Source organism: Inquilinus sp. OTU3971, assembly GCF_038440215.1.
In genome coordinates this window covers 1-17,390 of record NZ_JASATH010000177.1, presented here as the reverse complement: position 1 = coordinate 17,390, position 17,390 = coordinate 1, and the positions used below count along the sequence as shown (strand labels likewise).

Below are 17,390 nucleotides of genomic sequence, written 5' to 3'. Positions count from 1 at the left end.
CACTAGCAAACGGGCGAAGCGCCGGCGACAGGCGCGGCCCGTCCGATTTCGATATCCTGAGGGGGACATCGTGCAGGTGGATTATTTCCGGGACATGATCGTCCCGATCATCGGCGGCTTGGGCGTCTTCCTGCTCGGCCTCGAATTCATGTCGAACGGGATCCAGGCGCTGGCGGTGAACCGCATGCGCGATCTGCTGGCGAAGTTCGCCGGTACGCCGTCCAAAGGCGTCGTGGCGGGAACCGTCATCACCGGTCTCCTGCAGTCCTCCACCGCGATGACGGTGATGGTGGTGGGCCTGGTGAATGCCGGGGTGGTGGCGCTGCGGCCGGCGATCAGCGTGATCATGGGCGCCAATATCGGCACGACCCTGGGCAACGGCCTGATCGCGCTGCCGCTCGGCCCGCTCGGCCTGCTCGGCGCGGGCATCGCGGCCCTGTTCTACGTGTTCGGGAAGAGCGAGAAGACCCGCAACATCGCGCTCGCCTGCATGGGCTTCGCCCTGATCTTCTACGGCCTGAACCTGATGACGGGCGGCCTCAAGCCGCTGCGCAACATGCCCGAGATCATGGAGGTGATCTCGACCCTGCGGGCCGACAGCTTCGGCGGCCTGATCGCCTGCGTGCTGATCGCGGCTGCCATCACGGCGCTGATCCATTCCTCCTCGGCGACGATCGGCATCGTCATGGGGTTGGGGGCCTCGGGCATCCTCGACTGGCAGACCGCGGTCGCGTTCTCGCTCGGCGCCGATCTCGGCACCACGATCACCTCCTGGATGGCCTCGCTCAACCTGTCGAAGAACGCCAAGCGGGCCGCCTACGCGCACATCTCCTTCAACTTCATCGGCGTGGCGGTGATGCTGCCGCTGTTCTTCCTGTCGATGCCGCTGCTGGAATATGTGATGGGCTGGTTCGGCGGCGACCCCGGCTTGCCGGTCATGGTCGACGGCAAGGAGACCTATCCCCTGGTGCCGGTGGCGATCGGCCTTTATTCGACCGGCTTCAACATCTTCAACACCCTGTTGCTGTTTCCCTTCGTCGGCGTGTTCGAGCGGTTCCTGGCCCGGATCGGCCACAGCGAGGCCGAGGCCATCGAGGACTACTCGACCCCGAAATATCTCGACCGCTCGATCGCGGGCGACCTGATCCGCGCCGTCCCGGCCGTGCAGAAGGAGACGCTGCGCGACCTGCAGGCCGGCGCGGTCTTCCTCGACATCGCCCGCGGCAAGAAGGGCGTGCCCGAGGATCCGGGCGAGCATTACGTCGCGGTCGACATCCTGAACCGGGACATCCGGTCCTACACCGCGTCGCTGTTCCGGCCGGACATGTCCTACGACCAGCTCGATCTGGTGGCGAGCCTGATCGAGGAGGCGGACTTCACTGCGAGCCTGGCCGAGGCGCTGCACCAGGTCGCCCGCCGGACCAAGCGACAGAAATTCGAGGCCGAGGCCCAGGCCATCGTCACCGCGGCGCTCGACAAGCTCGACTTGGCGCTGCGTCCGATCCTGCCGACCGGTCCCCTCGAGCCCATGCTGCCGGCCGGCCATGTCCAGAGCCCGCCGGTGGAGGAGCTGCGCCTGCGCACCCTGAAGGGCGCCGGCATCACCCCGGCCGAGCGCGGCGCGATCCTCGCGATCCTCGGCAGCGTCGAGCGGGCGGAGCTGCTGATCGCGCGCATTGATGCGGAGCGCCGGTCGGTGGACCGGTCCGCTGTCCTGGAACGGATGGAGAAGCTGTCCGGCGCCGGCGGCCGGCCGGCCGCGGGGGAGCCGGGCCTGGTTCCGGCGCAATAGGTCGGCTCGCCGGCTAGATCAGAACGCGTCCCTCGAAGGGGTGCCGGCCCTCGCGATCCTCGATCTCGACCACCCAGAGATCGGGATCGCGCTGGACCGCGCGGGCAATATAGGCATCGGCATCGGCCTCCGGCAGCAGCTCGCCGCCCTTGGCGGGTAGCCAGGCGAGGGCGCCGTCCAGGTCGCGCGACTGGCTCAGCACCCGGCAGCCCGGCAGCCCTAGGTTGAGCTTCAGGATCAGCAGGCCGGCGCGCGGGTCGCCCTTGCGGACGACATAGGCCGGGATGGCCTGGTGCCCCAGCTGCCGCAGATGGGCCTGGACCCACAGCTCGGTCGGAAGACGGTCGGTCGACATGGGGCAGGGTATAGCAGAGGAACCCTGCCCCGGGGACCCGCCGTCGCTCTACTTGAACAGCCCGAGATCCACCGAATTCGCCATGGCCTCGTAGCCCGCGGCGTTCGGGTGCAGGTGGTCGCCCTCGTCGAACTCCGCCTTCAGCTTCGACGGCTGGGCCGGGTCGCGCACCACGGCGTCGAAATCGATCACCGCGTCGCAGCCCTGGCCGGTGCGGATCCACTGGTTCACCGCCTGGCGCTTGGTCTCGCCCTCGGCGCTGTAGTAGTTGGCGAAGACCGTGCCCTCATAGGGCGTCAGCGTGGCGCAATAGGCCTTCAGCCCGGCGCCACGGGCGCGGGCCACCAGTTGGCGCAGCCCGCCGATGATCTCGTCGGCCGACACCGCCTGCTCGGTCAGCCCGGCCGAGCCGGAATGGCCGATGTCGTTGATGCCCTCCATGATCACCACCCAGCGCACGCCGGGCACCGACAGCACGTCGCGATCGAAGCGCGACAGGGCGCTGGGGCCGAACAGCTGCTCCGGCAAGTCGTGCAGGATGCGGTTGCCGCTGATGCCGGAATTGACCACGCCGACCGCCGGGCCGCCGGCTTTCGCCAGCCGCTCGGCCAGGATGTCCGGCCAGCGCCGGTTGCCGTCCACGCCCGAGCCATAGCCGTCGGTGATCGAATCGCCGAGGGTCACGACGGTGCCGCCCGCCGCCGCCACCTCGACCCGCGACAGCAGGAAGCGCATGGTCGATTCGGTCTCCTCGGGCAGGGTGGCCGCCGTGGTGCTGTCGCCGGCGAGCGAGACCCAGGCGGTCTGCACGCCCAGGGGGTGCACGACCGACGGTCCGGTCCAGCGCGACACGAACAGGCTGATCGAGAGGCTGTCGAGCGGCGAGACGGCGAGGTCGATCGGGTCGGAAATCGCGGGGGCGCCGGGCGGCACGGTGATCGAGGTTGCGCCGCCGAAGGTCAGGGGCTTGCTGCTGGCCGGGTCGATCGATCCCGGGGCGTTGCCGGGCCGGGCGATGGTGGCGGCGCCGATCATCACCGGCTGGGGGCCGGTCTCGTTGGTGAAGCGCACCCGGACCTGGCTGCCGCCGGCGCTGATTCGCACCAGCTGGCGGATGGTGGCGTTGTTCAGTTCCGGCCCGACCGGGAAGGCCGGGCTGGCGCCCCAGCTGCCGATCCAGCTGTCCTGCGCCGAGGCGGGTCCTGCCAGGCCTGCCAGCAGCACGGCGGCGGCCAGCCATGACCGGCCGATTGCGTTGCGTCGGATCATTCGGCTTTTCCTCCCGCTGTGGCCGCCGATGGATTCGGCAGCCCGCCGGACCGTGCCGGCGATGGAAGTATGAGGAAACAATGCCTGCCGGGGCAACGCCGGGCGGACATGAACGCGGGCGTGGAGAGGCTCCACGCCCGGCGATCACTCCCCCCGGATCGGCTGACGTCAGCGCAAGCGCCGCAGCGCCGCCACCTGGTGCGAGGCGTCCTCGCCGTCGGCCAGCTTCTCCAGCAGGCCGTACAGGCGGTCCATCTCCTGCCGGGTCAGGGGCGTGGTGCCCATCGGCCCGGTATAGGTCTCGCGTCGCCGGTCGATCGGCAGGTTCATCGACTTCCAGCAGGCGATCGCACCGGTGGCCGAATCACGGGCCAGGAAGTTGCAGCCGCTGCGGAAGTAGTCCGTCTCCCAGGGATCGAGCGGCTGCTCCAGACGCTGCAGATAGCGACGGGCCCATTCGGCGGTCATCCGGGCAGGCGGAGGCTGTTCGATAGTGCGCATGATCAATCCCCGAATTGATCGAAGGTTTCGGTCGATATCCCGGGGACGGTAGATCCTTGCGCGTTAATGGATCGTGATTGAGCCGATCACGCTGCCGGTCGAACCAGCGGTCCGATACTCCAACTGTCATGCACGGGCTTGACCCGGGCATCCAGAAGATGCCGAGATTCTCTGGATTGCCGGGTCAAGCCTGGCAATGACAGCACAGGGGCGTGGTGCGGCTTCGTTATCTGCAGACGATGGCTCAGATCGTGACCACGATCTTGCCGATCTGCTGGTTGGATTCGAGGTAACGGGTCGCCTCGACGATCCGGTCCAGCGGGAACACCCGGTCGATCACCGGTTTCAGCGACCCGTCGGCCAGCCCCTCGACGATGAAGCGCTTGGCGCGGTCCAGCCGCGCCGGATCGCGGACGATCTCCTTGTACTGGTAGCCCTTGAGGATCAGGCCCTTGACCAGGGTCGGAAACAGCGGGAACGGCGTCGGCTCGGGGCTCAGCGCGCCGTACTCGACCAGGATGCCGCCCTGGCCCAGCGCCTCGGCCAGCGCGTTCACGCCCGGGCCGGCGACCGGGTCGAACACCGCTCGGACGCCGGCGCCGCCGGTGATGGCCTTGGCTCGGGCGGCCAAATCCTCCTCCTCGGTGACGATCACATGCGCGGCGCCGGCGTCGCGCAGCGCCGCGGCCTTGGCGGCGGTGCGGGTGGCGGCGATCGACGTCGCGCCGACCCGGTTGGCGATCTGGATCGCGGCCAGGCCGACGCTGCTGGAGGCGGCGGTGATCAGCACCGAATCGCCCTTTCCGAGCCCGGCGACCTCGACCAGCGCGCCATAGGCGGTGACGTACTGCATCCAGACCGCGGCGGCCTCGGTCCAGGACAGGGTGGCCGGATGCTTCACCGTCACCTCGGCCGGGACATTGGCGACCTCGCCATAGGTGCCCCAGCGGGTGATCGACAGCGGCGGCACGATGCTGACCGCGTCGCCCACGGCAAAGCCGGTGACGCCCGGGCCCAGCGCCTCGACCAGCCCGGCGGCCTCGTAGCCCAGCCGGGCCGGGAAGTCTGGCGATTCCGGATAGTAGCCGGTGCGGAACATCGATTCGGCACGGTTCAGGCCGAGCGCCTTGACCCGCAACCGGATCTCGCCTGGGCCGGGCGGCGGCACATCGACCTCCTCGATGCGAAGGACCTCGGGGCCGCCGAGTTCGTGGATGCGGACGATGCGGACCATGCGGACCATGTCGGGCTCCTGTGGATGGGACGCCCACCGATATGATTGTTCCTTGAACTGCTATAAATATCCGGTCTATCGCGACAGTCGGAACCAATGGTTTCCAATCATGGATCGGCTCACCAGCATGGCGGTGTTCGTCCGCTCGGTCGAAACCGGCTCCTTCGCCGCCGCGGCGGAGGTGCTCGGCCTGTCCGCCCCGATGGTGGGCAAGCACATCCGCTTCCTGGAGGACCGGCTGGGCGCCCGCCTGCTGGCCCGCACCACGCGGCGGCAGAGCCTCACCGAGGTCGGCCGCGCCTTCTACGACAGCTGCCGCAACGTGCTGGCCGAGGCCGAGGCGGCGGAGGCGCTGGCCGCCGATCTCCGCGCCGTGCCGCGCGGCCGGCTGCGGGTCAACGCGCCGGTCACCTTCGGCGCGCATGAGCTGATGCCGATGGTGGCGCGCTACCTGCGCGCCCATCCGGAGGTCAGCATCGAGGTGATGCTGAGCGACCGCATCGTCGACCTGGTGGAGGAGGGGTACGAGGCCGTGATCCGGATCGCACCGCTGCCCGATTCCAGCCTGGTCGCCCGCCGGCTGCGGCCCTATCGGCTGGTCGCCTGCGCCGCGCCTGCGTATCTCGCCGAGCGCGGCGTGCCGGCGCGGCCGGAGGATCTGGCGAGCCACGAATGCCTCGGCTTCGCCCATTGGGAGCCGCGCGACCTGCTGCAGTTCACCGGCCCCGACGGGACCTTGCATTCGGTCCATGTCCGCGGCCGCTTCTCGGTCAACAGCGGTCAGGCCCTGCGCAGCGCGGCGCTGGAGGGGCTGGGCATCATCCTGCAGCCGGAGGGGCTGCTGCGCGACGACATCGCCGCCGGCCGGCTGGTGCGGGTGCTGCCGGGCTACGACCCGCCGTCGCGGCCGATGCACATCCTGTTCGCCCCCGACCGCCGTCCGACCCCGAAGCTGCGCAGCTTCATCGACGCGGTGGTCGAGGCGTTCGGGTAGGCTCAGGCGAAGACAATCCAAAACTGTCATGCCCGGGCTTGACCCGGGCATCCAGGAAATGCCGATGCCGCTCTGGGTGGCCCCTGGATTGCCGGGTCAAGCCCGGCAATAACAGAAGGGGAAACACGCAGCCAGGATCATGAAAACCGCGGAATCCGGACGTTCGGCGACGGCCGGTAGCCCGCCGGCCGCTCGGGCCAGTCCGGGAACCGGTCGAGCAGGGTGTCGAGGCCGGCCACGGCGATCGCGGCGGCGATGGCGTCGCCCGGGCAGGCGTGGCGGCCATGGCCGAAGGTCAGCAGGCGCCGGTCGGGCCGGGCGGGGTCGAAGCGGTTCGGATCGGTGTTCAGCGCCGGGTCGCGGTTGGCCGCGGCGATGACGACCAGGATCGCATCGCCCGCGCGCAGCGACTGGCCGGCGATCACTGTGTCCTCGGCGACGAAGCGGCGAGTGTTCTGGGCTGGCGGATCGCAGCGCAGCACCTCCTGGATCAGGCCCGGCAGCAGCGCACGGTCCGACATCGCCTGGCGGCGCAGCTCCGGCCGGGCGCCGAGGGTGGCGATGGCGTTGCCGAGTAGTCCGGCGCCGGCGTCATGCACCTGGAACAGGAAGCCGACGGCGTTGGCGGTAACCACGGCAGGATCGACGCCGCCCTCCTGCTCCGCCGCGTCGCGCAGGCGCCGGGCAAGGCCGTCCCTGCCGGATGCGATCAGGGCCTCGGTCAGGGCGACCATCCGGGCCGCCGCCTCATGCCCGCGCTGGATCGCATCAGCGGTCGCGCCCGGGGCGATCGCGGCGACCACCTCGCGCATCCGGTCCGCGACCTCGGCCAGCCGGTCGAAGCCCAGCAAGGCGCCGACGACACGCACCGGCAGGGCGAACAGCAGATCGTCGAGGTCGATGCGACCGGTGGTCAGGGCGTCAGCCTGGCGCCGGGCCTCCGCCGCCACGATCTCGGCCGGGACGTCCAGCGCGGCCACGACCGCCCGCTTGGCCCGGGCCTGGGAGTCGCCGTCGGTCATCCGTACCAGCCGGCCGAACAGGTCGCCGACGGCGCCGCCCAGCAGCGGCGTCGGCACCGGCTCGGCCGGCGGCCGGACCCGGCAGGCCGGGCTGGCCAGCACCGCCATGGCGGCCTCGGCGCCGGCAGCGACCCACAGGCCGAGCGCGTCGTCGCGATGGAAAGGCCGCTGCAGCGATGTGGTGTAGTAGGGGTACGGGTCGGGATGGGTGACGGCGGCGACGGGATCGCTCGGCGGCTGCATGATCGGCCCCTCGGCTGGAGTGGCCGCCATCATAGCCGTTCGATCCCGTCCGGAGGCCGGAGACGCTTCGGCCTCCGTCGAAGGATGGCGGCTACTCCGCCCCCTCCACCGCGATCCCGCCGGTCCGGCCGCGCGGCTCGCGGATGAAGACCAGCGAGGCCACGGCGCCGAGCACGGCGAGGCCGCCGGCCAGCACGAAGGCGCTGGTGTAGACGCCGCCGGTCGCCTGGATGATGAAGCCGGTCACCGCCGGCCCGATGATGCCGGCGAGATTGGCCAGGAAGTGGATGAAGCCGCCGACGCCGCCGACATTCTCGCCGCGCACCGCGTCCTGGATCACTGCCCAGTAGATCGAGCCGGTGAGGTACAGGCCGAAGATCGAGACCGACATCAGCGCCACCGCGCTGGTCACATCGGCCACGTCGCCGGCCAGGGCGACGCCCACCGCGGCGACGCCGAGCCCGCCGATCAGCACCAGCTTGCGCGACAGCAGCGCCCGGCCGGTCAGCCGGAAGATGCGGTCGGAGACGAAGCCGCCCAGCGCCAGGCCGAGAAAGCCGAGCACCCACGGGATCACCGTGGCCAGGCTCATATCCTTGATGCTGAGCTTGTGCACCTCGGTCAGGTAGCTCGGGAACCAGGTCAGGAAGAAGAACAGCACGTAGTTGTAGGTGAAGAAGGCGAAGGCGGTGGCCAGCACGATCGGCTGGCGCAGATAGAAGCCCAGGCTCTGGGCCGGCAGCCGGGCCGCGGCATCGATCTGGGCCTGGCCCTCTTCGATCAGCCGGCGCTCGGCGTCGCTGATGCGCGGATGCTGGGCCGGGCGGTCGGTCGACATCCGCAGCCAGAACACCAGCCACAGGAAGCCGAGCAGCATGATGATGACGAAGGCCAGGCGCCAGCCGAAGGCCAGCGCCAGATAGCCGACGATCGGCCCGGCCACGGCGCCACCCAGCGGCGTGCCGGAATTGACGATGCCGATCGCCGTCGCCGCCTCGCGCCGCGGGAACCAGTTGCTGACCGTCTTGCTCATGGTCGAGCTCAGCGGCCCTTCGCCGACGCCGAACAGCACGCGCAACACGATCATCGAGACGAAGCCGGTGGCCGCCGCGGTCAGGCCGCAGAACAGCGACCACATCCCCATGGCGCCGGTGAACACCGCCTTCGGCCCGATCCGATCCGACAGCCAGCCGCCGATGAAGTTGAACACGGCATAGCCGGCGAAGAAGCTGCTGAAGATCACGCCCATCTGGGCGTGGTCCAGGCCGAGATCCTGCTGGATCAGCGGCGCCGCGATCGACAGCGCCGAGCGGTCGAGATAGTTGATCATGCCGGCGATGAACAGCAGGCCGACGATCAGCCAGCGAACGCTTCTGAACATGGGTTTCCTTCCGCTTGCGGGGGGCGGTTCGGAGGCCTCGCAGGTTGGGTTCGCGACAGCGAACCCAACAGATCGGAGGCCGCAAGAGTCGTGGGATGTCGGGTTCGCCGGCGGCGAACCCAACCTGCTCGCTACAGATCCAAGAGGTGGACCTTCATGGACTGGTTGCGGTCGAGGGCGACCTGGAAGGCCTGGTCCGCCTCTCGGATCGGGAAGCGGTGGGTCATCAAGGGCTTCAGGTCGATCCGCTTGCCGGCGATCATCTCGACCGCCAGCGCGTATTCCTCGGCGAAACGGAACGAGCCGCGATACTCCAGCTCCTTCGACATGACGAGATTGGCCGAGACCGGCGACTGGCCGGCCGGCATGTTGCCGAGCTGGACCACCCGGCCGCGGGCGCGGGCGGCGCGTAAGGCGGTGTCCAGCCCGGCCGGGGCGCCCGAGGCCTCGATCGTCACGCCGAAGCGGCCGCGGTTCCGGCTCCACGCCGCGATCCGGTCCTCGTCCCGGCCGTCGACGGCCTCGTCGGCGCCCAGGCCCAGCGCCGTCTCGCGCGCCTTCTCGGCCAGGTCGACCACGGTGATGCGGCGGGCGCCGGCCTGGCGCGCCACCAGCAGCACCAGCGCGCCGATCGGGCCGCAGCCGACGATCAGCACCTCCTCGCCCAGTAGCGGCCCGGCGCGGCGGACGGCGTGCAGCGACACCGCCAGCGGCTCCGCCATCGACGCCTCGGCGAAGCTGACATGCTCGGGCACTGGGACACACTGCCGCGCCGGCACGACAAGGTACTCGCGGAAGGCGCCCTGCATGTGCGGGAAGATCGAGGCGCTGCCCAGGAACCGCATGTTCAGGCACTGGTTCTCCAGCCCGGCCATGCAGTACTCGCAGCGGCCGCAGGCCCGGCTGGGATTGACCGCGACCGGCTGGCCGACCGCCAGGCCCTCGACGTCGGGCGCCACCTCCGCCACCTCGCCGGCCATCTCATGGCCGAGGATCAGCGGCTCGCGCAGGTGGAAATCGCCGGTCTTGCCCTTGGAGTAATAGGCCAGGTCGGAGCCGCAGATGCCGCCGGCGCGGAACCGCACCTTGACCTCGCCGGGGGCGAGACTCGGCGGCTCGCGATCCTCGATCCGCAGATCCTTCGCTTGGTGCAGCACGGCGGCGAACATGGGGATTCTCCTGAAGCGATGATGCCGGAAGGGGCGTTCTACCAGCTGGTCAGCGTGCCGTCTTCGAGCCGCGCCACCGGCAGGTAGGCGGGGTCGTAGGGGAAGCGGGCGGCGAGCTTCTCGTCGATGTCGACGCCGTGGCCGGGCGCCTCGCCCGGATGCATGTACCCGTCCTCGAACGACCAGGCATGCGGGAACACCTCCAGCGCCGGCTCGGGGTAGCCCATATATTCCTGGACGCCGAAATTCGGCACCCACAGGTCGAAATGCAGGGCCGCGCCCATGCACACCGGCGACAGGTCGGACGGGCCGTGGCAGCCGGTGCGGACATGGTGCAGGGCGGCGAAATCGGCGATCCGGCGCAGATGGGTGATGCCGCCGGCATGGGTCAGCGTCGCCCGGATGTAGTCGATCAGCTGCTCCTCGATCAGCAGCTTGCAGTCCCAGATGCTGTTGAACACCTCGCCGACCGCGATCGGGGTGGTGGTGTGCTGCCGGATCAGCCGGTAGGCCTCCTGGTTCTCGGCCGCGACCGGGTCCTCCAGCCAGAACAGGGCGTAGGGCTCGACCGCCTTGCCCAGCCGCGCCGCCTCGATCGGCGTCAGCCGGTGGTGCACGTCGTGCAGCAGATGGCCGTCGAAGCCGAATTTGTCGCGCACCGCCTCGAACAGCTTAGGGACGTAGTTCAGGTACTTCTCGGTCGACCAGCCCTGCTCCTCGGGCCAGCCCTTGGTCGCCGGCTCATAGGCGTCGCCGCCCTTGCTGACGCCGTAGACCGAGGCCATGCCGGGCACGCCGCACTGCACGCGGATCGCCTTATAGCCCTTCTCCTGATAGGCGGCGTAGCGGTCCAGCGTCTCCGGGATGTCGCGACCGGTGGCGTGGCTGTAGACCATCACGCCGTCGCGCGATGCGCCGCCCAGCAGCTGGTACAGCGGCAGCCCGGCGACCTTGGCCTTGATGTCCCACAGCGCCATGTCGACGGCGGCGATCGCGCTCATCGTCACCGGCCCGCGGCGCCAATAGGCGCCCTTGTACAGATACTGCCAGATGTCCTCGATGCGGTGCGGGTCGCGCCCGACCAGCAGCGGGCAGACATGGTCGCGGAGATAGCTGGCCACCGCCAGCTCGCGCCCGTTCAGCGTGGCGTCGCCGACGCCGTGCACCCCCTCGTCGGTGACCAGCTTCAGCGTGACGAAGTTGCGCCCGGGGCAGGTGACGATGACATCGGCGCGGACGATCTTCATGGCGCGTTCTCTCCCGGCTGCGGCTTGTCCGTCGCCGCTTTTGCGCGGCGGGAAGCGACACGACCTATAGCGTATCTTTAATCACCATACAAGTATGGCGAACCCCGATGGTCCTACGCTAGCAGGCGGGGCGATCCCCTGTATGCTGGGGGCCGCAACGGGGCGGAACGGGAGGAGACATGGCCGGACGACGGAGGGCCGACCAGCCCAGGACATTGCCGGGGAGCATCCCCCTGGGCGGTGAGGGGCCGATCGGCCGGCAGGTCTATGAGGGGCTGCGCCAGGCGATCATCACCGGCCTGCTGCCGCCCGGCACCGCGCTGTCCGAGAAGGACGGGTCGGAGATGTTCGGCGTGTCGCGCCAGCCGGTGCGCGAGGCTTTCATCAAGCTGGTCGAAGCCGGGCTGCTGCAGGTGCTGCCGCAGCGCGGCACCCGGGTGCGCAAGATCTCGCGCCGCCAGGTCGAGCAGGGCCGCTTCATCCGCGAGGCGGTGGAGGCGGCGGTGGTGCGCCTCGCCGCCGAGAGCATCGACGCGGCGGGCCTGCAGCGGCTGGACCGCAGCCTGGCGGCGCAGCACGACGCCGCCCGGCGCCACGACCATGCCGGCTTCCTGGCGCTGGACGAGGGCTTCCACCGCCTGATCATCGAGGTGATCGACTGCCTGCCGGCCTGGAGCACGATCGAGAACATGAAGGCGCAGATGGACCGGGTGCGCTATCTCAGCCTGCCCGACGTCTCGCCGCTGGAGATGCTGATCGCGCAGCATGAGGAGATCGTGGCCGGGCTGCGGGCGCACGACCCCGACGCGGCCGAGGCGGCGATGCGCCGCCATCTGCGCGAGATCCTGTCGTCGCTCGGGCCGATTGCCGAGCGCCGGCCGGAACTGTTCGAGCTGGATGCCTGAAGGAGGCCGAAGATGATCGTCCGCGTCTGGCGCGGCACTGCCGCCCTGTCCAAACCATCGGCCTATCCCGAGCATTTCCGCGGCGCGGTGCTGCCGGCGCTGCGCGGCATCGCCGGGTTCCGCGGTGCCTCGCTGCTGCGCCAGGATCGGCCCGGCGAGATCGAGTTCATGGTGCTGACCCGCTGGGAGTCGATGGACGCGATCCGCGCCTTCGCCGGGGACGATCCGGAGCAGGCGGTGGTCGAGCCGGCCGCCGTCGCGGCGCTGACCCGGTTCGATAGCAGGGTCCACCACTACACGGTTGTCGAGGAGGGGGCGGGTCCCGGATGATCGCTCGCTTCCGAAGAAACAGGAGTTGCCGGTGAGCGATCAGCAGACCCTCGCCCTGATGCGGATCGTGGCCGAGGCGCTGGCCCGGGCCGGCGGCCGGCTGGCCCTGGCCCATCTGGCCGAGCACCGCGACCTCGCGATCGAGGCCAAGGGCCCGCAGGATTTCGTCACCGCGGTCGACAAGGCGGTCGAGACCCTGATCCGGGGCCGGCTGCGCGAGATCTTCCCCGATCACGCCGTGCTGGGCGAGGAGTTCGGGCTGGACCGGCAGGGCGCCCGCGTCGTCTGGGGGCTGGACCCGATCGACGGCACCGCGAACTTCCTGCGCGACCGGCCGGTCTGGTGCGTCTCGATCGGCGCCACCATCGACGGCAAGCCGGCGCTCGGCGTGATCTACGAGCCGGTGCGGGACGAGCTGTACAGCGCCGTGGCGGGGCAGGGCGCCACCCGCAACGGCACGCCCATCGCGGTCAACGCCGCGGCACGGCCGGAGACGGCGGTGATCGGCGTCGGCTATTCGCCGGGCCGCAAGGTGCCGGAGCATGTCGAGCAGGTCGGCCACATCCTGACCCATGGTGCGGAGTACCGGCGGCTCGGCTCATCGGCCATGTCGCTGGCCTATGTCGCCGATGGCCGCTTCGACGGCTACGCCGCCGCCCACACCAATGCCTGGGACGTGATGGCCGGGCTGGTGCTGGTGCGCGAGGCCGGCGGCGTCACCGACGACTTCATCGCGAGCGGGGCGCAGAGCGGCCCGGTCACCGCCGCGGCGCCGGGCGTCGCGGACCTGGCGCGCCAGCTCCGGGCGCTGGTCTGAGCACGTCGCCCAGGTTGTAGCGTGGCGGCGGCGTCCCCGCCGCCAGCCAGGCTGCGACCTCCGCCATGGTAGCGAAGCTGCGGCCGGCGCCGGCGGCCTTCAGCCGCTGCGCCAGCTCGGGGTCGGCATGGCCGCCGCCGGTGAAGCCGACCACCTTCATCCCGGCCCGGCGGGCGGCGGTGACGCCGTGGATCGAATCCTCGATCACAAGGCAGTCCGCCGGATCGGCGCCCATCTGCGAGGCGGCGTAGAGGAAGACGTCCGGCGCCGGCTTGCCGCGCTTCACCTGGCTGGCCGAGAACACATAAGGGTCGACCAGCGGCAGCAGCTCGGCCGTCTCCAGGTTGCGGCGCAGATTGGGCAGGCCGGTGGAGGAGGCGACGCAGGGCGGGTGGCCGAGGCCGGCGGCGGCCTCGATCGCCTCGGCGGCGCCGGCGATGGCGCGCAGCTCGGTGACGAAGCGCCGGGCGCTCTCGGCCTTGATCTCCTCGATGATGCTGTCCTCGACCGTGAAGCCCAGCTCCGCCGCCAGCGTGCTCCACGCCACATGGTGCGGCGTGCCGCAGAAGCGCCGGGCGATCTCGCTCGGCGCCACGGCGTGGCCCAGCCGGGCCAGCGCCTCGGAATCGATGGCGCAGAAGATCACTTCCGAATCGATCAGCACGCCGTCGCAGTCGAAGATCACCAGCATCGCAGGTCCGGGGCAGGGAGGCGCAGGGAATGGCGGGGCGACAACATCATGCCGCTGCGCTATGTGCAAGTCGCAGACGCGGCTACAGGATGACCATGAGGCCCAGGCGCATCCACATCACCGGGGCATCCGGCTCCGGCACCACGACGCTGGGCCGGGCGCTGGCGGCCGAGACCGGCGCGCTGCACCTGGACACCGACGATGTCTACTGGCTGCCGACCGACCCGCCGTTCCACCAGAAGCGGCCGATCCCCGACCGGCTGGCGCTGCTCGAGGACGCGTTCGGCCGGACCGACCGCTGGCTGCTGACCGGCTCGCTGATCGGCTGGGGCGACCCGCTGATCCCGCGATTCGACCTGGTCGTCTTCCTGATCGTCCCGCCGGCGCTGCGGCTCGAACGGCTGCGGGCCCGCGAGGTCGAGCGCTATGGCGCGGCGGCGCTGGCCCCGGGCGGGCCGATGCATGTGGCCTACCAGGCCTTTCTCGACTGGGCCGAGGCCTACGACATCGGCACCCAGGTCAGCCGCAACCGCCAGGCGCACGAGGCCTGGCTGGCCCGGCTGCCCTGCCCGGTGCTGCGCATCGAGGGCGACACCACGGTCGAGGACCGGGTGCGGCGGGTGCTGGCCGTCCGCCTGCGCGAGGGCCAGGCGTGGCGTGGCTGAGCACCTGGGATAGACTGTGCGAGACGAAGAAGGGGATGCATGACCATGACCGAACCTGACGCCCGCCTGGATGGAAAGGTGGCCCTGGTCACCGGGGCCAGCCGCGGCATCGGCGCCGCGGTGGCGCGGGCGCTGGCGGCCCGGGGCGCGGCTGTGGCGCTGACCGCCCGTTCGGCCGAGGACATCGACGGCCTCGCCCGCGAGCTGCGCCAGGCCGGCGGCCGGGCCGTCGCCATCGCCGGCGACATCGGCGACGTCGCCTGGGCCGATGACCTGTTGCGTCAGGCGACCGAGGCGCTGGGCACGCCGACCATCCTGGTCAACAACGCCGGCATGGTCGGTCCGATCGGCCGGCTGCTCGACTGCGACCCGGCCGACTGGGCTCGCAACGTCACGGTCAACCTGCTCGGCGCCTATGCCGTGCTGCGCGCGGTGCTGCCCGGCATGATCGCGTCCGGCGGCGGCACCGTGGTCAATGTCAGCTCCGGCGCCGCCGAGAACGCCTATGAGGGCTGGAGCGCGTACTGCGCCGGCAAGGCCGGGCTGGCGATGCTGACCCGGTCGCTGCATCTGGAATATGGCGGCCAGGGCATCCGCGCCTTCGGCTTCCGCCCCGGCACGGTCGACACCAGGATGCAGGGCGAGATCCGTGCTTCCGGCATCAACCCGGTCAGCCGGATGCCGCGCGAGGCGCATGCCCCGCCGGAGCATCCGGCCCGGGTCATCGCCTGGCTGTGCGGGCCCGAGGCGCAGGATCTGGTCGGGCAGGAGCTCAGCATCCGCGACCCAGAACTGCGCCGGCGCACGGGGCTGCCGTCATGAGCGCGGCGAAGGATGCGGGCTTTATCCTCGATCCGCGGATCGCGGCCTCGACCCTGGTGTGGCGCGACTGGTCGCTGTCGCAGGTGCGGCTGATGAACGACCGCCGCTTCCCCTGGCTGCTGCTGGTGCCGCGCCGGGCCAAGGCGGTGGAGTGGCACGCCCTGGCCCCGGAGGACCAGACGGCGCTGCATCAGGAGACCATGCTGGCCGCCTGCGCCCTGGCCGCGGTGTTCCCGGCGATGAAGATCAACATCGGCGCGCTCGGCAACGTCGTGCCGCAGCTCCACGTCCATGTCCTGGCGCGGCAGCCGGGCGACGCCGCCTGGCCGGGACCGGTCTGGGGCGCCGGCACGGCCGAGCCTTACGACCCGGGCGAGGCCGAGGCGCTGCTGGCCAGGCTGGGCACGGTGCTGGAGGAGTCGACCTGAGCCATGCGCGACCTTGCAATCCGCGGCCGGGTCGCGTATACGGCCCCCTCGTTTGTGCGGAGCCGGCGGCCATGAAGACCGATATCCATCCCCAGTACCATGAAATCAACGTCGTGATGACCGACGGGACCGAGTTCAAGACTCGCAGCACCTACGGCAAGGAGGGCGACACCCTCCGTCTCGACATCGACCCGAAGTCGCACCCGGCCTGGACCGGTGTGCAGAAGCTCGTGGACCGCGGCGGCCAGGTCGCCAAGTTCAACAAGCGCTTCGAGGCGTTCGGCCTGAAGAAGTCCTGATCGCGCGGCGCCCTGCGGGGCGCCTGCCGATGCTGGTCTGCGAGCCGGCCCCCGTCAGGGAGGCCGGCTTTTCGCATGTCCGAAGCGGCCGATGTTGGGGGCGGCTTCCCCTTTACTGTCATTGCCGGGCTTGACCCGGCAATCCAGGGGCCACCCAGAGCGGCCTCGACATTCCCTGGATGCCCGGGTCAAACCCGGGCATGACAAAAAGAGGACGAGAGACGATCTGCGTCTCACCTCACTCTCAGGCCAGGCGGCCCAGTGGGATGAAGTCGCGCGAGGACGGCGTCCAGGGCGCGCCGGTCCAGTCGCCCAGCCAGGTATCGACCGCCAGCCCGGCCTCGCCGATCAGCCGTTCGAGCTGGCCGCGCGGCGGGAAGGCGATGCGGGAGCGCGAGGACAGCACCCGGCCGTCGGCCACGATCCGGTAGAAAGTGCCGTAGGTGACGATGCCGGTGTCCGGGTCGTGCTCGACATCGTTCCAGGCGTCGACCGGGCCGAAGCGGGGATGCTCGATCCGCCGGTCCGACTCCGCCGGCGTCCACTCCCGCCATTCCTCCCGCGCCGGGTTGCGGCTGTCGAAGATGAACCTTCCGTCCGGCGCCAGATGCGCCGCGATGGTGCGCAGCGCCGCCAGCTGGTCCTCCGGCGTCAGGAATACCTGGAAGGCATGGCCGGTCAGCACGATCAGGTCGAAGCGCCGGCCCAGCCGGACGCTGCGGCCGTCGCCCCGGACCCAGGTCACCCGGTCGCCGCCCGGGCGGGCGCGGGCGATCTCCAGCATGGCGTCCGCCGGGTCGACGCCGAACGCCGTGCGCTCGTCCGCCAGCGCCGCCGCCAGCCAGCCGGTGCCGCAGCCGAGGTCGAGCACGGAGGCGCAGCCTTCCGCCAGCGACCGGCAGAGATCCTGGTCGGAGGACCAGGCGTTCTCGACATCGTAGAAGCTGGCCAGATCCGGGTCGTCGTAGAGTCGGTCCATCTTGGTCTCCGTTGCCGGCGGCTCCTTGCCTGTTATGGCACCGGCCGGTGACCCCTGCCTACTTCTCCGCGGCGATGGTTTCCCCCGACCAGCCCTCGGGCGGCGGGTCGCGCTCATGCTCCGCGATGCGCAGGGCATAGAGGTGATACAGCGCCGCCAGGGACGGCTCGAGTTCCCGGCATCGGGCGAAGCCGCCTCGCGGCGCGCCCCCAATGCGGGGGCGGAAAGCGCCGGCGGCCCCCCCCGG

Annotated in this window: 20 protein-coding genes; 9 read left to right on the top strand and 11 right to left on the bottom strand. The window is 70.5% G+C overall.

Annotated elements, in window-relative coordinates; all coding sequences use genetic code 11:
* The first annotated feature begins 70 nt into the window (after positions 1-70).
* Complete coding sequence (locus AAHM41_RS31705) at positions 71-1,792, top strand: Na/Pi cotransporter family protein (RefSeq protein WP_342240629.1); 1,722 nt, start codon at positions 71-73, stop codon at positions 1,790-1,792.
* A 13-nt stretch (positions 1,793-1,805) separates the two neighbouring features.
* Here AAHM41_RS31705 and AAHM41_RS31700 read toward each other — a convergent pair whose 3' ends face one another.
* From AAHM41_RS31700 to AAHM41_RS31685, 4 genes are all read right to left on the bottom strand, one after another.
* Complete coding sequence (locus AAHM41_RS31700; protein ID WP_342240628.1) at positions 1,806-2,147, bottom strand: DUF1491 family protein; 342 nt, start codon at positions 2,145-2,147, stop codon at positions 1,806-1,808.
* 48 nt (positions 2,148-2,195) lie between these two features.
* Entirely contained in the window at positions 2,196-3,416 is a 1,221-nt protein-coding gene (locus tag AAHM41_RS31695; RefSeq protein WP_342240627.1) for an SGNH/GDSL hydrolase family protein, read from the bottom strand.
* A gap of 168 nt (positions 3,417-3,584) precedes the next feature.
* Complete coding sequence (locus AAHM41_RS31690; RefSeq protein WP_342240626.1) at positions 3,585-3,917, bottom strand: hypothetical protein; 333 nt, start codon at positions 3,915-3,917, stop codon at positions 3,585-3,587.
* A gap of 244 nt (positions 3,918-4,161) precedes the next feature.
* A complete protein-coding gene (locus tag AAHM41_RS31685) occupies positions 4,162-5,160 on the bottom strand; it encodes a zinc-dependent alcohol dehydrogenase family protein (protein ID WP_342240625.1) in 999 nt (332 codons plus the stop codon).
* Between the two features lie 100 nt (positions 5,161-5,260).
* On the opposite strand from AAHM41_RS31685, the gene AAHM41_RS31680 reads away from it, so the two are divergent.
* A complete protein-coding gene (locus tag AAHM41_RS31680; protein ID WP_342240624.1) occupies positions 5,261-6,145 on the top strand; it encodes a LysR family transcriptional regulator in 885 nt (294 codons plus the stop codon).
* Positions 6,146-6,282: 137 nt separating this feature from the next.
* Here the strand turns inward: AAHM41_RS31680 and AAHM41_RS31675 are convergent, their stop codons facing one another.
* The 4 genes from AAHM41_RS31675 to manD form a co-directional block, all read right to left on the bottom strand.
* The gene (locus AAHM41_RS31675) at positions 6,283-7,410 is read right to left on the bottom strand and encodes a cytochrome P450 (RefSeq protein WP_342240623.1); all 1,128 of its coding nucleotides are present in this window, start codon (positions 7,408-7,410) and stop codon (positions 6,283-6,285) included.
* Positions 7,411-7,501: 91 nt separating this feature from the next.
* Entirely contained in the window at positions 7,502-8,791 is a 1,290-nt protein-coding gene (locus AAHM41_RS31670; RefSeq protein ID WP_342240622.1) for an MFS transporter, read from the bottom strand.
* A 131-nt stretch (positions 8,792-8,922) separates the two neighbouring features.
* Positions 8,923-9,960, bottom strand: a complete 1,038-nt coding sequence (locus tag AAHM41_RS31665; protein ID WP_342240621.1) for an L-idonate 5-dehydrogenase — start codon at positions 9,958-9,960, stop codon at positions 8,923-8,925.
* A 38-nt stretch (positions 9,961-9,998) separates the two neighbouring features.
* Positions 9,999-11,207, bottom strand: a complete 1,209-nt coding sequence (gene manD / locus AAHM41_RS31660; RefSeq protein WP_342240620.1) for a D-mannonate dehydratase ManD — start codon at positions 11,205-11,207, stop codon at positions 9,999-10,001.
* Between the two features lie 179 nt (positions 11,208-11,386).
* Here manD and AAHM41_RS31655 point away from each other — a divergent pair, with 179 nt between their 5' ends.
* Genes AAHM41_RS31655 through AAHM41_RS31645 form a run of 3 tightly spaced genes read left to right on the top strand, consistent with a single transcriptional unit; the run spans position 11,387 to position 13,259 of the window.
* A complete protein-coding gene (locus AAHM41_RS31655; RefSeq protein WP_342240619.1) occupies positions 11,387-12,112 on the top strand; it encodes a GntR family transcriptional regulator in 726 nt (241 codons plus the stop codon).
* 12 nt (positions 12,113-12,124) lie between these two features.
* Positions 12,125-12,442: an antibiotic biosynthesis monooxygenase family protein gene (locus tag AAHM41_RS31650; RefSeq protein WP_342240618.1), complete on the top strand. Its 318-nt coding sequence runs from the start codon at positions 12,125-12,127 to the stop codon at positions 12,440-12,442.
* 31 nt (positions 12,443-12,473) lie between these two features.
* On the top strand, positions 12,474-13,259 hold the full coding sequence (locus AAHM41_RS31645) for an inositol monophosphatase family protein (protein ID WP_342240617.1): 786 nt from the start codon (positions 12,474-12,476) through the stop codon (positions 13,257-13,259).
* On the opposite strand, the gene AAHM41_RS31640 is transcribed toward AAHM41_RS31645, so the two are convergent.
* Complete coding sequence (locus AAHM41_RS31640; RefSeq protein WP_342240616.1) at positions 13,201-13,950, bottom strand: HAD family hydrolase; 750 nt, start codon at positions 13,948-13,950, stop codon at positions 13,201-13,203. The genes AAHM41_RS31645 and AAHM41_RS31640 overlap by 59 nt on opposite strands.
* A gap of 95 nt (positions 13,951-14,045) precedes the next feature.
* Between AAHM41_RS31640 and AAHM41_RS31635 the strand changes: the two genes are divergently transcribed.
* From AAHM41_RS31635 to rpmE, 4 genes are all read left to right on the top strand, one after another.
* On the top strand, positions 14,046-14,615 hold the full coding sequence (locus tag AAHM41_RS31635) for an ATP-binding protein (RefSeq protein ID WP_342240615.1): 570 nt from the start codon (positions 14,046-14,048) through the stop codon (positions 14,613-14,615).
* Positions 14,616-14,660: 45 nt separating this feature from the next.
* Entirely contained in the window at positions 14,661-15,437 is a 777-nt protein-coding gene (locus tag AAHM41_RS31630; protein WP_342240614.1) for an SDR family NAD(P)-dependent oxidoreductase, read from the top strand.
* Positions 15,434-15,865: an HIT family protein gene (locus AAHM41_RS31625; protein ID WP_342240613.1), complete on the top strand. Its 432-nt coding sequence runs from the start codon at positions 15,434-15,436 to the stop codon at positions 15,863-15,865. Before AAHM41_RS31630 ends, AAHM41_RS31625 begins: the two co-directional genes overlap by 4 nt.
* A 71-nt stretch (positions 15,866-15,936) precedes the next feature.
* Positions 15,937-16,164, top strand: a complete 228-nt coding sequence (gene rpmE / locus AAHM41_RS31620; RefSeq protein WP_342240612.1) for a 50S ribosomal protein L31 — start codon at positions 15,937-15,939, stop codon at positions 16,162-16,164.
* Positions 16,165-16,408: 244 nt separating this feature from the next.
* On the opposite strand, the gene AAHM41_RS31615 is transcribed toward rpmE, so the two are convergent.
* Both AAHM41_RS31615 and AAHM41_RS31610 read right to left on the bottom strand, forming a co-directional pair.
* Positions 16,409-17,143: a class I SAM-dependent methyltransferase gene (locus AAHM41_RS31615; RefSeq protein WP_342240611.1), complete on the bottom strand. Its 735-nt coding sequence runs from the start codon at positions 17,141-17,143 to the stop codon at positions 16,409-16,411.
* Between the two features lie 58 nt (positions 17,144-17,201).
* The coding region (locus tag AAHM41_RS31610) for a hypothetical protein (RefSeq protein WP_342240610.1) at positions 17,202-17,390 on the bottom strand (189 nt) is incomplete at its 5' end.

What these genes read in the sequence shown, in the direction of transcription:
- AAHM41_RS31700 (WP_342240628.1), bottom strand. Translation starts at nt 2,147, where the DNA reads ATGTCGACCGACCGTCTTCCGACCGAGCTGTGGGTCCAGGCCCATCTG.
- AAHM41_RS31695 (WP_342240627.1), bottom strand. Translation starts at nt 3,416, where the DNA reads ATGATCCGACGCAACGCAATCGGCCGGTCATGGCTGGCCGCCGCCGTG.
- AAHM41_RS31690 (WP_342240626.1), bottom strand. Translation starts at nt 3,917, where the DNA reads ATGCGCACTATCGAACAGCCTCCGCCTGCCCGGATGACCGCCGAATGG.
- AAHM41_RS31685 (WP_342240625.1), bottom strand. Translation starts at nt 5,160, where the DNA reads ATGGTCCGCATGGTCCGCATCGTCCGCATCCACGAACTCGGCGGCCCC.
- AAHM41_RS31680 (WP_342240624.1), top strand. Translation starts at nt 5,261, where the DNA reads ATGGATCGGCTCACCAGCATGGCGGTGTTCGTCCGCTCGGTCGAAACC.
- AAHM41_RS31675 (WP_342240623.1), bottom strand. Translation starts at nt 7,410, where the DNA reads ATGCAGCCGCCGAGCGATCCCGTCGCCGCCGTCACCCATCCCGACCCG.
- AAHM41_RS31670 (WP_342240622.1), bottom strand. Translation starts at nt 8,791, where the DNA reads ATGTTCAGAAGCGTTCGCTGGCTGATCGTCGGCCTGCTGTTCATCGCC.
- AAHM41_RS31665 (WP_342240621.1), bottom strand. Translation starts at nt 9,960, where the DNA reads ATGTTCGCCGCCGTGCTGCACCAAGCGAAGGATCTGCGGATCGAGGAT.
- manD (WP_342240620.1), bottom strand. Translation starts at nt 11,207, where the DNA reads ATGAAGATCGTCCGCGCCGATGTCATCGTCACCTGCCCCGGGCGCAAC.
- AAHM41_RS31655 (WP_342240619.1), top strand. Translation starts at nt 11,387, where the DNA reads ATGGCCGGACGACGGAGGGCCGACCAGCCCAGGACATTGCCGGGGAGC.
- AAHM41_RS31650 (WP_342240618.1), top strand. Translation starts at nt 12,125, where the DNA reads ATGATCGTCCGCGTCTGGCGCGGCACTGCCGCCCTGTCCAAACCATCG.
- AAHM41_RS31640 (WP_342240616.1), bottom strand. Translation starts at nt 13,950, where the DNA reads ATGCTGGTGATCTTCGACTGCGACGGCGTGCTGATCGATTCGGAAGTG.
- AAHM41_RS31635 (WP_342240615.1), top strand. Translation starts at nt 14,046, where the DNA reads ATGAGGCCCAGGCGCATCCACATCACCGGGGCATCCGGCTCCGGCACC.
- AAHM41_RS31630 (WP_342240614.1), top strand. Translation starts at nt 14,661, where the DNA reads ATGACCGAACCTGACGCCCGCCTGGATGGAAAGGTGGCCCTGGTCACC.
- AAHM41_RS31625 (WP_342240613.1), top strand. Translation starts at nt 15,434, where the DNA reads ATGAGCGCGGCGAAGGATGCGGGCTTTATCCTCGATCCGCGGATCGCG.
- rpmE (WP_342240612.1), top strand. Translation starts at nt 15,937, where the DNA reads ATGAAGACCGATATCCATCCCCAGTACCATGAAATCAACGTCGTGATG.
- AAHM41_RS31615 (WP_342240611.1), bottom strand. Translation starts at nt 17,143, where the DNA reads ATGGACCGACTCTACGACGACCCGGATCTGGCCAGCTTCTACGATGTC.